We start from the raw sequence: 13,553 nt of genomic DNA, 5'->3' as shown, positions 1-13,553 counted from the left end.
GTCCTACGTCGTAGGACAGACCGAGGATGTCGCATTTCTGGTCTTCCTCAACCGGTAACCGTGGTCTTCTCGACATATTCAAGGTGCTTTCTCAACGATGTCGTGATGGATAGTTGGGAAACAGGTGTGCGGTCGGTACGGACGATGGAGTGGCGAACGGCGTGCCCAGTTTAGGCGCGCCAATTTCCAGTTGTTTTCATCAAGGGGTCTACAGAGGCGTTGGCGGGAAATCACGACGTGAGGAAAAGGCGCTCAAACCAAGGAGGAGATCAATATGAGCAAGAACCGAGGCGTAGTCTATCTAAAGCCGGGCAAGGTTGAAGTCCGGGACATCGACGATCCGAAGCTGGAAGCCCCGGACGGGCGGCGCATCGAGCATGGCGTCATTCTGAAAGTGATTTCTACAAATATCTGCGGCTCCGACCAGCATATGGTACGTGGCCGCACCACCGCATTGCCCGGTCTGGTGCTCGGCCACGAAATCACAGGCGAAGTCATCGAGAAGGGTATCGACGTCGAGATGCTCGAGATTGGCGATATTGTTTCGGTGCCGTTTAACGTCGCCTGCGGCCGTTGCCGCTGCTGCAAATCGCAGGACACCGGCGTTTGCCTCACCGTCAACCCGGCGCGCGCCGGTGGCGCCTATGGCTATGTGGATATGGGCGGCTGGATCGGCGGACAGGCGAAATATGTCACCGTGCCTTATGCCGATTTCAATCTTCTGAAATTCCCGGACCGCGACAAGGCCATGGCAAAAATCCGGGATCTGACAATGCTGTCGGACATTCTGCCGACCGGCTTTCACGGAGCGGTCAAGGCCGGTGTCGGCGTCGGCTCCGTTGTCTATGTTGCGGGGGCTGGCCCTGTGGGCCTTGCCGCAGCCGCCTCGGCGCGCATCCTTGGTGCCGCCGTCGTCATGATCGGCGATTTCAACAAGGAGCGTCTCGCCCACGCCAAGAAGGTCGGCTTTGAGCCGATCGACCTGTCGGCCAGCGACCGGCTGGGCGACATGATCGCCCAGGTTACCGGCAGTGACGAAGTGGATAGTGCTATCGACGCCGTTGGCTTCGAGGCCCGCGGCCATTCGGGTGGTGAACAGCCTGCAGTCGTTCTTAACCAGATGATGGAAATCACCCGCGCGGCTGGCTCCGTCGGTATTCCCGGTCTTTATGTCACCGAAGACCCGGGCGCCATCGATAGCGCAGCAAAGAAAGGCAGCCTGTCCATGCGCTTCGGCCTTGGCTGGGCAAAGGCCCTGTCCTTCCATACCGGCCAGACCCCGGTTCTGAAATACAACCGCCAGCTCATGCAGGCGATCCTGCATGACCGGTTGAACATCGCCGAAATCGTCAACGCAAAGATCATCTCTTTGGAAGATGCCGCCCAGGGGTATGAAAGCTTTGATCAGGGCGTCGCGCAGAAATTCGTCCTCGATCCGCACGGAGATCTCGCGAACGTAGCGTAAACCGCATGTTCTGGCGTTGGTAGGAGACAAACTCCGACCACGCCACAACAGGTGCTCATAGAGGAGCCCGGCGGCCCCGCCTGCGGCATATGGGCCAGCAAGTTCGAGACTTTGGACCATGGCTTACAGAGCGGACGCGGAAGAAGCAATCTTCCGAAGAGGCCGGACACCGAAGCACTCTGCCCGCGTTCGGATTATGTGACCGAGYTCAAATGCCGACCGATCGAAAGCCGAAAGACGCCCAAAACCGAACGTCGGAGATCGACAAACGGATGGATTCCCTTGGGAGCCTTTATTGTCAGGGAGATGAAACAGCGCCAGGCTGGCCTGTTTCTGCTCCGCCGTTGAGAGACGGGTTGGATGTCTCCCCGAGCCAGGCAAGAAACTTGCGAGCGGCTTCGGACTGTCGACGTCGCTTTGGGATCACGACAAAATAAGCGTTTCGAGTTTTCACGGTGGCGTCTGTGAGCTGGACCAGTCGTCCTTGAAGCAGGAGATCTTCGACGAGCCTCCTCCACCCCAGTGCAATCCCTTGCCCGTTAAGGGCCGCAGAAATGGCCTCGGTATAAAAGCTGCAACGAAGCCCAAACGTTTTCTTGGGCAACTCGACCGAAAACGCGGCAAGCCACTCGCTCCAGCCAGTCCATGTCTGATCAGTCGTCACATTCGCAATGAGTGGATGAGCTACCAAGTCGGACGGAGCCTCGATTTTGCCTGCGGTCCTCATGAAGTCCGGGCTGCAAACCGGAAAAATTTCGTCATCGAATAACAGTTCGGCATGTCCATCGGACCACATGCCGTTGCCAAAACGGATAGCAATGTCAAGGTCGCTCGATTCTATGTTCGGCATGCTGTCTTGGGTAACAATTCGAAGGTTGATGTCTGGATGCTCGCGTGAGAAGTCCGGCATTCGTGGTAGGAGCCAGAACTGAGAAAAAGCAACCGACGCAGCAATCGTGAGCTCGCCGACATGATCCTCTTTCGTGATCTCCGACACCGATGCGGCGATAAGATCAAACGCGTCCTGCGCCGCAGATGCAAGCGTCTTACCCTTCTCGGTTAATTCAATTCTCCGATGGAGTCTTACGAACATCGGAAACCCAAGCGTCTCCTCCAGGAGGTGAATCTGGCGGCTGATGGCCGCCTGTGTCACACCGAGCTCGCTGGCCGCTTTGGTAAAACTCGCCAAGCGGGCTGCAGCCTCGAATGCTGTCAGAGCCGTGAGCGGGGGGAGCTTTCGTCTGGCTACCATGCAAGATTTCCTGTTCACGAAACCCAAGCGTTTTAGCATTACATATAATCATGGCAACATGAATTATTTATGCCGTTGAACGATCCCTGTTTAGCGAGCAATCTCGGCTCTACAACAGGTAAGGTGAGACCATGCTCAACAAATTTCCATCCTCGATTACGGCCCTGCTTGATGCCAAGGTTGATGGCCATACCCTTCCCGCCGGGCTTTACACCAGGGAGGACGTGTTTCAGGCCGATCTCGATGTTTTCTTTTCTAATCACTGGATTTACGTCGGTCTGGAATGTGATGTTCCAGAACCGGGTGACGCTGTCGTCATCGACATCGGCAATACGAGCCTGATCATCCTGCGCGACGACGACAACGAAATCCGCGTTGTGCGAAACGTCTGTCGTCATCGTGGTTCCAGGCTCCTTCAGGAAGGCCCGACCGTCATTTCCAARCTGGTCTGCCCATACCATCAGTGGACTTACGAGCTGTCCGGTGAACTCAGTTACGCACCCCACATGGGCAAGGACTTCGACAAGAGCTGCAAGAGCCTCAAAACCGTCAATTTCAAGTCGATCGGAGGGCTGCTTTACGTTTGCCTTTCCGACACTCCACCCAATGATATCGCCGAGCTTGAGCGGGTCATGCTGGATCGCCTTGCACCATACGATATTCGCAATGCCAAAGTTGCCCATCAGGTCGATGTTGTTGAGAAGGGCAATTGGAAGCTCACGATAGAGAACAATCGTGAATGCTACCACTGTTCTGCCAATCATCCTGAACTCTGCGTTTCTTTTGTTGATCTCGATTTCGGATATGATCCGGAAAGCCTGAGCCCGGAGGATCGCGAAGAGGCAGAAGCGCATTTTGCGATGTATCAAGAGCGCACGAAGGCTTGGGAAGCGGACGGGTTCCCATCTGAAGTGATAGAGCACACCCGGAATGTCGAAACCAATTTCCGCAGTCAACGCCTCATCATCGCCGGGGCCGGCGAGTCGCAGACGGAAGACGCCACGGCTGCTTCATCCAAGTTGCTCGGATACATGACGAGGAAAGATCTTGGGGACATGCATCTATGGGGGATCAACAGCTGGAACCACTTCATGGGGGATCACGCCGTAACGTCAATCGTGATTCCGCTTTYAGCCGACACGACGCTGGTTAGGACCAAGTGGCTTGTCCACAAAGACGCCGTCGAAGGTGTCGACTATGATCTCGACAAGCTCACGCATGTCTGGATTGAGACGACCAATCAGGACGCCGAGCTTGTCGCGCGCTCTCATGCAGGCATTCTGGACCCGGCTTATGAACCAGGACCCTATTCGACATTCAGTGAACGTGAGCTCATCGACTTTGGTGCTTGGTATGTTGATCGGATGCGCGCTCATGGCTACTGAGCTCCTCACTCTGCCGGCTGGGACTACTTGGAACGTAGATCACTGGAATCCGGAAACTGACGACAAGCTTGTCTGCGTGGACGTTCACGAGGAAACGCACGACGTCAAGAGCTTCACATTCGTGTCGCCCGACCGGAAGCAGTTCGCCTTCAGCGCCGGGCAGTATTTTATGTTTGAACTCGGGCTCGAAAACGAGGTGGACGGGCGATGCTACAGCATTTCGTCGTCACCCCATCGAAAGAACGCAATCACGATTACTGTAAAGCGAGTTCCAGGGGGGAGAGTGTCCAACTGGCTCCACGACAACCTGGTTCCGAACACGGTTGTCCGCGCTTCAGGCCCACTGGGAGGGTTCGTCAGACCGCCTGCCAAGAAGTATTTATTTCTCTCTGGAGGCTCCGGCATCACTCCGGTGATGTCGATGGCGCGCGAATTTGCCGATGCTGCAGAACCTGCCGATGTCATCTTTGTTCATGCTGGCAGAACGCCGAAGGACTTCGTTTTCCGGGCGGAACTGTCCAACCTGGCCGAGAGGATCAAGGGCTTCCGGTTGCTGCTGTTGCCGGAAGATGTGGCGAATGAGCGATCATGGCCGGGCATCACCGGGCGTATATCGAAGGAGCTGCTGTCCCTGGCCGTTCCCGACATCGCGGATCGCGAGGTCATGTGCTGCGGGCCAGCACCATTCATGCGCGTCGCAAAGCACATCAGCGCGGAACTCGGAGTGCCGCCCACCAAATACCACGAGGAGAGCTTCGACGCAGCTGCCATCGAAGACGCTCCATCTCCGGTTATCGATGCTCTAGAGACGCAGACCTTCAGCGTTCAGTTCGCGAAACAGGGAAAGTCGATTGACGTACGGACAGACCAGACAGTGCTTTCCTGTGCCAAAAAGCTGGGCGTCAGGATACCGTCGTCTTGTGCCAACGGCATCTGCGGAACCTGCAAGTCAAAGCTTGTCAGCGGAACAGTCGATATGAAGCACGATGGGGGTATAAGGCAGCGGGAAATTGACGCAGGCTTTTTCTTGCCGTGCTGTTCGAAGCCCCTCAGCGACCTCGTCATCGAGCGCTAGTTCGAACCACTGCACAAGCTCGGTTTTGCGGTCGCGCATTGACACAGGCGCCTTTTTGACCGTGTGCAGGCGCTACCTCAAGTAGAAAGAACGTTCAAATGGAACATGCTTCGCATTTCGCGGAAAGCTGTGATCCCACTGCTGTCTTCAAAGATGATCGTAAGAAGGCCTACCTGAATCCCGAAGGCTCCGATCGCCCGCTTCGAAGCGCTATTCCCGCGGATGTACTGGACAACGCGCGGCGGTATCGTATGGACCGTCTCCGCAAGCAGATGGCCAAAGAGGACTGTTCCGCTCTTCTTCTCTACGATCCGGTCAATATCAGGTACGCGCTGGATTCCTCAAACATGAGCATTTGGACGATGCACAATCCAGCTCGCTATGCGCTTATCCTCGCCGACGGCCCAGCGATCATGTTTGAATTCGAGCGTTCGGAGCACGTCAACGACGGCCTTCCATGCGTCGACGAAGTGCGTCCGGCAAGAACGTGGCTTTTCTTCACTGCGGGCAACCTGGTCGAGGAACGCGTGATCGAATGGGCTGACGAAATCGCGGACATCATGAGGGAGAAGGCGCTGAATAACCGGCTTGCGGTCGACCGGCTCGAACCGGCAGGAGCGATGGCCCTGCAAAAGCGAGGCATTCAACTCATTGACGGCCAGCAGCTTGCGGAGCGAGCTCGTTCTATCAAGAGCGCGGACGAGATGCAGTTGATGCGATGGACTATTCAGGTCTGCGAAGCCGGGATGGCACGCATGTACGAGGCTTCAGAACCTGGGCGGACCGAACGGGAAATCTGGGCTGAGCTTCATTTCGAAAACGCACGCAGTGGCGGAGAATGGCTCGAAACCAAGCTGCTGACTGCGGGTCCTAGAACGAACCCCTGGTACCAGGAATGCTCCGACTACGAGATTGGGAGGGGTGAGATGATCTCCTTCGACACTGACATGATCGGCCCCTATGGATACTGTGCCGATCTCTCTCGCTCATGGACCTGCGGGCATGTCGCTATGAATCCGAAGCAGCGCGAACTGTATTCCGCTGCCATCGACCAGATAGAGCATAACGTCTCTGTTCTCCAGGCGGGCCTTAGCTTTGCGGAATTTAACCAGAAGTCCTGGCGTATTCCCGAGAAGTACGTGCCTTTCCGGTACACGCTGGCTGTTCATGGGACCGGAATGGCCGATGAATGGCCGGGCATCGCCCTGCACCCTGACTTTGATCCGCACTTCAGCGGTATCGTTGAAGAGAACATGGTTCTCAACGTCGAAAGTCTGATTGCGGAGGAAGGGTCGGAGAGCATCAAACTCGAAACACAGGTTCTTGTAACGAAAAACGGACCTGAAAGGCTCGACACGTTCCCGTGGGAGCACGCGTGACCCATCGGAAGCGGGGATTTCATTCGCCAATCAAAGTCAATCAAGCAGTCATCCCGCCGCATCTTTTATGGAATTATTGGAGTTTGAACAGATGTCTACGTTTCCTTTTCCCGGCTTGAACCTGGCGATTACGACTCCGTTTGACGCGGCGGGTCGTATCGACTGGGGTCGACTTGAAGCGTTGATTGAGCGCTACTTGGCCTCCGGTGTCAGCGGGTTTGTCCTAAGCTCCGGAACCGGCATGCATGTGTATCTATCCAAGGAGGAATCCATGGAACTGGCCCGTCGCGGAAGCAAGATCATCAACGGCAGAGCGAGGATTATCGTCCAGACCTCGGCTTTGCTCGTCGAAGATGTCGTCGAGCGGACCAAGCATGCAGCCGATATCGGGGCCAACGGGGTTATGGTATTGCCGCCCTTCTTCGAAGGTCCGACGGACGATGACGACATTTTGGCTTTTTATTCTGAGGTCTCGGCGGGTGGCCTGCCGATCATCGGCTACAACGTTCCACATGCCGTGGGCGTCGAAATCACCTCGTCCCTCCTACAACGACTCTGCGAAATTCCGAACTTCTGTACCGCGAAAGACAGCAGTGGCGATTTGGGCAAACAAGCCGCTCTGATCCGGACGGGACTTCCGGTGATGAATGGCGCAGATCCACTCGTGCCTTATGCCTTATACGCTGGTGCCAGCGGACTGATCTGGGGCGGCGCAAACATTGCCCCAAGAACCTGCCTCGCCGTTGTCGAGGCCGCTCACGCGCAGAACTGGCAGCTCGTTCGCGAGAACTGGAGGGTCCTTGAGCCCATCATGTCTCTCATCTGGCAGGGCGACTACGTACAATCGGTCTATGCCGCGGCTAAGATCACCGGTTATGACGCTGGTAGCCCACGCCGGCCTTTGCGTGCTTTGGCTGAGGACAAGATGCATTCGCTCCGAGCAGCGCTCGGTGAGCTTGCCGCGATAGAGGCGGCTTGAGCTTGGCACGCGCGCCGGAAAAGATATTCACTGCTAGAAGGCTTCCCTCCAACGCGGGGACATCTGCCTGGGTCGCAATGCTGCCTCCACGGGCGGTTAAGGCGAGCTTAGATGTTGACCGCAAAGCTGATATTGTGATCATCGGTGCGGGCTTTGCCGGGCTCGCGGCAGCGCGAAGATTGTCACAACTTCAGCCAGGTCTTCGCGTGGTTGTGCTGGAAGCCGGCATTATCGGCGACGGAGCGGCGGGGCGCAATTCGGGTTTCATCATCGACATTCCCCATGAGGTCTCGTCCGACGATTACGGTGGCAATACATCGGGCAAGGGCGCCCGCGACCTTGCCGTGCATCGCAGTGCTATCGACCTCGTATCTGGAATGGTCAATGAATATGGTTGGGGACGCGACATCGTCGACCCATGCGGCAAATATAACATCGCGCTTACGCCGCAGGGCGATAAACACATTGTCGCCTACGCGGAACAATTGCAAAAGCTTGGCGAACAGTGCGAGCTTCTTGGCCCAAGCCAAACTGCTGCCTTAACGGGAACCACCGCCTTTACTTCAGCGCTTTTTACGCCCGGCACGTTGATGATTCAACCGGCCTCATTCATCAGAGCGTTCGCCGACGCCTTGGAACAGCCCGTCACGATTTACGAGCAGAGCCCCGCACTCTCAATCGAAAGCAAGGCAGGCGGGTGGCTGGTCAAAACACCAAGCGGTACGGTATCCTCGCCCAAGGTGATCCTCGCCAATAATGGGCATGCGCAGAGCTTCGGTTTTTTCAAGCGACAATTGCTCGACGTGTTCACTTACGCTTCGATGACCGAAGAGTTCGATCCTGCGCGACTGGGCGGACAACGAGATTGGGCAGCCACGCCCGCTTCGCCCATGGGTACGACTGTCAGGCGCGTCAGCGGCCTGGCCGGCGACCGCCTCCTTATAAGGTCACGTTACACCTACAATCCATCCATAACAGTGAGGAAAGCCGACATCGACAGTGCCGGCGCGGTTCACGATCGAAAGTTTGCCCATCGCTTCCCGTCATTGGCCGGTGTGAAGATGGAGTATCGTTGGGCAGGTGCGATGGCATTAACGTGGAACGGTGTTCCGGCGTTTGGGGAACTGGAGCCTGGCATCTTTGCTGCATGTGGCTGCAATGGCCTCGGTGCATCGAATGCGACCGCGTCCGGCATCGCCGCCGCGGAGGCTATACTGGGTGAAGTGACGCAACTGACAGATTTATACTTCTTACGAGAGCCCGAAAGCCCTGCCGCCGCAGCCGTTGACAACGATTGGGGCGAAAGCCAATCTGGCTTTCAAGGAATGGATGGCCGGCATCGAATAGGTTTTGCTCCAGCTACCAGCTGACAAACACTCAAAGAGAAGGGGCCGCAGTGATGCGGCCCCTTCTTTCAGCTTGCGAGGACGCCGTTCTTCTTGGCGGTCCAGGTCGCGATGTAGTCCATCAAGCCAGGAGATAGGCAGTCATAGGGTTCGACCTGCAGTTCCCTCAGCCTGGCGCGCACGGCGTCCATTTTCGAAGGCTCGTATCCGCTCTCGATGATCGAAGAGACGAAAGCGGCAAATCCCGGCTCGGCCCAACCATCTTCCTCAAAGCGCTCGGGATGGATGAACGATAGACCTTTGAAGGGATGATCTCTTTCGACCGGACCATGCATGTGGACGCCGCATTCCTTGCAGGCGTGGCGCTGTATCAGGGCAGAGGCGTCGACAACAGCCAATTTGTCCCCGTTTTCGACAACCTCGACATTTTCCGACGGGGCGACAGCCACAATAGAGAACACGGCGTTGTCCGGCTTCCAGCACTTGGTGCAGCCGCACGCGTGGTTATGCGCGATGTCGCTTTTGATCCTGACCTTGACAGGGTTCGTGGCGCACTCGCACTTCAGCGTTCCTCCAGAGAAGGACGCGCCGCCTTTCCTGGTTTCCCCGTCGAGATGCGGATGTATTCCGACATTAGCCATTTCTTCCCTCCTTGTAAGCCGGGCACAATGCCCGGATGCGTTGATGTGGCGCTGATTAGCGATGAAGGCGTTCGGCGTGCCATCGCAGATGGTCTTCCATGAAAGTTGAGATGAAATAATACGAATGGCCGTAGCCCTCGTGCATGCGCAGCGTCAGGTCGATGCCCGCGTCGGCACACGCTTTTTCAAGTTCCCATGGGCGCAGACCTTCCTGCAGGAAGCTGTCGGCTGCGCCTTGGTCGATCAGGAACTCGGGAAACCGCAGCCCGTCCTCGATCAAGGCGCAGYTGTCAAAAGCCCGCCAGCCAGCCTGATCTAAGCCAAGGTATTTTTCGAACGCAGGTCTGGACCAACCAGCCTCCATCGGTCGGACGATCGGCGCAAATGCGGAGCAGCTACGGAACCGATCAGGGTTCTTCAACGCCAGGGTTAGAGCGCCGTGACCGCCCATGGAGTGACCAAAGATGCCCTGCCGCGCCATATCCGCAGGGAACTCCGCTGCTACAAGATCAGCGAGTTCATCGAGAATGTAGGAATACATCCTGTAATGCGCGTCGAACGGCGGCTGGGTGGCGTCGAGATAGAAGCCCGCACCCTTTCCAAACTGCCAGTTGTCCGGTTCATCTGGGACGGCGTCTCCACGCGGACTGGTGTCGGGGCAGACCACGATCAGGCCGAGAATGGCCGCGGCCCGGCGGTATTCGCCCTTTTCCATCACATTGGCGTGTGAGCAGGTAAGACCCGATAAATACCAGACCACCGGACAGGGCCGCTGCGCTGCTTGAGGCGGCAGATATACGGCAAAGGTCATGTCACAGGCGCAGACCATTGATTCATGGGCGTACACACCCTGCGTACCGCCGAACGACCTTTCGAGTGAAATGGTGCGCATCACTCAATACACCACCACGCTGCGGATGCTTTCGCCAGCATGCATGAGATCAAAGCCCTTGTTGATGTCTTCGAGCGGCATTGTATGGGTGATCATCGGGTCGATCTGGATCTTGCCCTCCATGTACCACTCGACGATTTTCGGCACGTCGGTGCGGCCACGCGCTCCGCCGAAGGCCGTGCCCATCCAGTTGCGACCGGTGACCAGCTGGAACGGACGGGTGGAGATTTCCTGGCCGGCGCCGGCCACGCCGATGATGACAGACTTGCCCCAGCCGCGATGCGACGATTCCAGCGCCTGACGCATCACCTTGGTGTTGCCGGTGCAGTCGAAGGTGTAGTCGGCGCCGCCGATCGTGTCGCCGTTGCGCTTGGTCATGTTGACCAGATAGGGCACGATGTCGTCGCCGACTTCCTTCGGATTGACGAAATGCGTCATGCCGAATTTTTCGCCCCAGGCTTTGCGGTCGTTGTTGATATCGACGCCGATGATCATGTCGGCACCGGCAAGGCGCAGGCCCTGTAGCACGTTGAGACCGATCCCGCCGAGACCGAAGACGATGGCCGTCGAGCCGACCTCAACCTTGGCCGTGTTGATAACGGCGCCGATGCCGGTCGTCACACCACAGCCGATATAGCAGATCTTGTCAAACGGAGCGTCGGGATTGACCTTGGCGAGCGCGATCTCGGGCAGCACGGTGAAATTGGCGAAGGTCGAGCAGCCCATGTAGTGGAAGATCTTGTCCTTGCCGATCGAGAAGCGCGAGGTGCCGTCCGGCATCAGGCCCTGGCCCTGMGTSGCGCGGATCGAGGTGCACAGGTTGGTCTTGCGYGACAGGCAGGAATAACATTCGCGGCATTCCGGCGTGTAGAGCGGGATGACGTGATCGCCCTTCTTCAAGGACGTGACGCCCGGGCCGACATCAACGACGATGCCGGCGCCTTCATGGCCGAGGATGGCCGGAAACAGGCCTTCCGGATCGGCACCCGACAGCGTGAACTCGTCGGTGTGGCAGATGCCGGTCGCCTTGACCTCGACCAGCACTTCGCCGGCGCGCGGGCCGTCGAGCTGGACCGTCATGATTTCGAGTGGCTTGCCGGCCTGCACGGCAACGGCGGCGCGTACGTCCATGATGTTTTCCTTCTTATGTCGTTGCGAATTACATATTCGGATAGACGGGCCCTTCGCCGCCCTGCGGCGGGACCCAGTTGATGTTCTGGTTGGGGTCCTTGATATCGCAGGTCTTGCAGTGGACGCAGTTCTGGGCGTTGATGACGAAGACGTCTTCGCCGTCCTTTTCCACCCATTCGTAGACGCCGGCCGGACAGTAGCGGGTCGATGGGCCGGCATAGATATCGTGCTCGGACGACTTCTGCAGGGCCATGTCTTTGACCTTCAGATGCACCGGCTGGTCTTCTTCGTGATTGGTGTTGGACAGGAACACCGATGAGAGGCGGTCGAAGGTCAGGACGCCGTCGGGCTTCGGATAGGCGATCGGCTTGTGCATCGACGCCGGCTCCAGTGACTGCGCGTCGGTCTTGCCGTGCTTCAGCGTGCCGAAGAAGGAAAAGCCGAACAGCGTGTTGGTCCACATGTCGAGGCCACCGAGCGCGACGCCGGCCGCGGTGCCGAGCTTCGACCAGAGCGGCTTGACGTTGCGCACGCGCTTCAGGTCCTGGCCAATGGCGCTGTCGCGCCAGCCGTTCTCGATCTCGACGACCTCGTCGTTGGCCCGGCCGGCCGCGATCGCATCGGCAAGTTTCTCGGCCGCGAGGATGCCGGACAGCACCGCATTGTGGCTGCCCTTGATGCGCGGCACGTTGACGAAGCCGGCCGAACAGCCGATCAGCGCGCCGCCCGGGAAGGAAAGTTTCGGCACCGACTGATAGCCACCCTCGGTGATGGCGCGGGCGCCATAGGTCAGCCGCTTCCCGCCTTCGAAGGTGCCGCGAATGGCGGGATGCGTCTTGAAGCGCTGGAACTCCTCGAACGGGTAGAGATAGGGGTTCTTGTAGTTCAGATGGACGACGAAGCCGACGGCAACCAGATTGTCTTCCAGATGATAGAGGAACGAGCCGCCGCCGGTCTTCATGCCGAGCGGCCAGCCGAACGAATGCTGCACCAGGCCCTGTTTGTGGTTCTCTGGCTTCACCTGCCAAAGCTCCTTGATGCCGATGCCGAACTTTTGCGGTTCGCGGTCCTTCGACAGATCGAATTTCGCAATCAGCTGCTTGGCGAGGGAGCCGCGCACGCCCTCGCCGATCAGCGTGTACTTGCCGAGCAGTTCCATGCCGCGGGCAAAGTTCGGACCGGGCTCGCCATTCTTCTCGACGCCCATGTCGCCGGTGGCCACGCCGATCACAGCGCCCTGATCATTGTAGAGCACTTCGGTTGCGGCAAAACCCGGATAGATTTCGACACCAAGCGCCTCGGCCTTTTCGGCCAGCCACCGACAGACGAGACCGAGCGAGACGATGTAATTGCCGTGATTGTTCATCAGCGGCGGCATTAAAAAGTTCGGCAGGCGGATCGAACCGGCGGGGCCGAGCAGCAGGAACTGGTCGTCCTTCACCTCGGTCTTGAAGGGATGCCCCTCATCCTCGCGCCAGCCCGGCAAGAGCCGGTCGATGCCAATCGGATCAACCACAGCACCCGACAGGATATGCGCGCCGACTTCGGCACCCTTTTCCAGAACGACGACCGAAAGCTCCGGATTGACCTGCTTCAGACGGATGGCAGCAGACAGACCGGCCGGCCCCGCGCCGACGATCACCACGTCGAATTCCATGCTTTCGCGCTCTGGAAGTTCCTGTTGGTCGGTCACAACACTCACAGCGCCTTTTCAAGCGCCGGTAGGACTTCGAATAGATCGGCGACGAGGCCATAGTCGGCGACCTGGAAGATCGGGGCTTCCTCGTCCTTGTTAATGGCGACGATGACCTTGGAGTCCTTCATGCCGGCAAGATGCTGGATGGCGCCGGAAATGCCGACGGCGATGTAGAGCTGCGGGGCGACGACCTTGCCGGTCTGGCCGACCTGCCAGTCGTTCGGGGCATAACCTGCATCGACCGCAGCGCGCGATGCGCCAACGGCGGCGCCGAGCTTGTCGGCCACCGGCAGGATGACGTCCTGGAACGTT

Annotated in this window: 11 protein-coding genes and 1 pseudogene; 6 read left to right on the top strand and 6 right to left on the bottom strand. The window is 58.0% G+C overall.

Features of this window, described 5'->3' with window-relative positions:
- Window positions 1-274: 274 nt before the first annotated feature.
- Entirely contained in the window at window positions 275-1,465 is a 1,191-nt protein-coding gene (fdhA, locus tag AC1D17_RS25070) for a formaldehyde dehydrogenase, glutathione-independent (RefSeq protein WP_477567998.1), read from the top strand.
- 298 nt (window positions 1,466-1,763) lie between these two features.
- On the opposite strand, the gene AC1D17_RS25065 is transcribed toward fdhA, so the two are convergent.
- Window positions 1,764-2,717: a LysR substrate-binding domain-containing protein gene (locus tag AC1D17_RS25065; RefSeq protein ID WP_477567997.1), complete on the bottom strand. Its 954-nt coding sequence runs from the start codon at window positions 2,715-2,717 to the stop codon at window positions 1,764-1,766.
- A gap of 131 nt (window positions 2,718-2,848) precedes the next feature.
- Here AC1D17_RS25065 and AC1D17_RS25060 point away from each other — a divergent pair, with 131 nt between their 5' ends.
- The 5 genes and pseudogenes from AC1D17_RS25060 (at window position 2,849) to AC1D17_RS25040 (ending at window position 8,882) form a co-directional block, all read left to right on the top strand.
- Entirely contained in the window at window positions 2,849-4,102 is a 1,254-nt protein-coding gene (locus AC1D17_RS25060) for an aromatic ring-hydroxylating oxygenase subunit alpha (RefSeq protein WP_477567996.1), read from the top strand.
- Window positions 4,092-5,177 (top strand): FAD-binding oxidoreductase, encoded by a 1,086-nt coding sequence (locus AC1D17_RS25055; protein WP_477567995.1) that lies wholly within the window; start codon window positions 4,092-4,094, stop codon window positions 5,175-5,177. Before AC1D17_RS25060 ends, AC1D17_RS25055 begins: the two co-directional genes overlap by 11 nt.
- A 98-nt stretch (window positions 5,178-5,275) precedes the next feature.
- Window positions 5,276-6,556 carry a M24 family metallopeptidase gene (locus AC1D17_RS25050; protein WP_477567994.1) on the top strand — a complete coding sequence of 427 codons (1,281 nt, stop codon included), beginning with the start codon at window positions 5,276-5,278 and terminating at the stop codon, window positions 6,554-6,556.
- Between the two features lie 91 nt (window positions 6,557-6,647).
- Window positions 6,648-7,535: a dihydrodipicolinate synthase family protein gene (locus AC1D17_RS25045; protein ID WP_477567993.1), complete on the top strand. Its 888-nt coding sequence runs from the start codon at window positions 6,648-6,650 to the stop codon at window positions 7,533-7,535.
- A 2-nt stretch (window positions 7,536-7,537) separates the two neighbouring features.
- Window positions 7,538-8,882: pseudogene (locus AC1D17_RS25040) on the top strand (NAD(P)/FAD-dependent oxidoreductase).
- A gap of 67 nt (window positions 8,883-8,949) precedes the next feature.
- Here AC1D17_RS25040 and gfa read toward each other — a convergent pair.
- The 5 genes from gfa to AC1D17_RS25015 all read right to left on the bottom strand — a co-directional run.
- Entirely contained in the window at window positions 8,950-9,522 is a 573-nt protein-coding gene (gfa, locus tag AC1D17_RS25035) for an S-(hydroxymethyl)glutathione synthase (protein ID WP_477567992.1), read from the bottom strand.
- A gap of 55 nt (window positions 9,523-9,577) precedes the next feature.
- Complete coding sequence (gene fghA / locus AC1D17_RS25030) at window positions 9,578-10,414, bottom strand: S-formylglutathione hydrolase (RefSeq protein WP_477568000.1); 837 nt, start codon at window positions 10,412-10,414, stop codon at window positions 9,578-9,580.
- Window positions 10,415-10,417: 3 nt separating this feature from the next.
- On the bottom strand, window positions 10,418-11,545 hold the full coding sequence (locus tag AC1D17_RS25025) for an S-(hydroxymethyl)glutathione dehydrogenase/class III alcohol dehydrogenase (RefSeq protein WP_477567991.1): 1,128 nt from the start codon (window positions 11,543-11,545) through the stop codon (window positions 10,418-10,420).
- A gap of 28 nt (window positions 11,546-11,573) precedes the next feature.
- Window positions 11,574-13,238 (bottom strand): electron transfer flavoprotein-ubiquinone oxidoreductase, encoded by a 1,665-nt coding sequence (locus tag AC1D17_RS25020; RefSeq protein ID WP_477567999.1) that lies wholly within the window; start codon window positions 13,236-13,238, stop codon window positions 11,574-11,576.
- Between the two features lie 5 nt (window positions 13,239-13,243).
- Window positions 13,244-13,553, bottom strand: a 310-nt coding sequence (locus AC1D17_RS25015; protein WP_477567990.1) for an electron transfer flavoprotein subunit alpha/FixB family protein, incomplete at its 5' end; no start/stop codon positions are given.

This window comes from Pararhizobium sp. P1_E7, assembly GCF_056405855.1.
The sequence above is the reverse complement of the archived record's forward strand: the minus strand, read 5'-3'. Positions and strand labels throughout refer to the sequence as shown.

What these genes read in the sequence shown, in the direction of transcription:
- gfa (WP_477567992.1), bottom strand. Translation starts at nt 9,522, where the DNA reads ATGGCTAATGTCGGAATACATCCGCATCTCGACGGGGAAACCAGGAAA.
- AC1D17_RS25055 (WP_477567995.1), top strand. Translation starts at nt 4,092, where the DNA reads ATGGCTACTGAGCTCCTCACTCTGCCGGCTGGGACTACTTGGAACGTA.
- AC1D17_RS25065 (WP_477567997.1), bottom strand. Translation starts at nt 2,717, where the DNA reads ATGGTAGCCAGACGAAAGCTCCCCCCGCTCACGGCTCTGACAGCATTC.
- AC1D17_RS25045 (WP_477567993.1), top strand. Translation starts at nt 6,648, where the DNA reads ATGTCTACGTTTCCTTTTCCCGGCTTGAACCTGGCGATTACGACTCCG.
- AC1D17_RS25050 (WP_477567994.1), top strand. Translation starts at nt 5,276, where the DNA reads ATGGAACATGCTTCGCATTTCGCGGAAAGCTGTGATCCCACTGCTGTC.
- fdhA (WP_477567998.1), top strand. Translation starts at nt 275, where the DNA reads ATGAGCAAGAACCGAGGCGTAGTCTATCTAAAGCCGGGCAAGGTTGAA.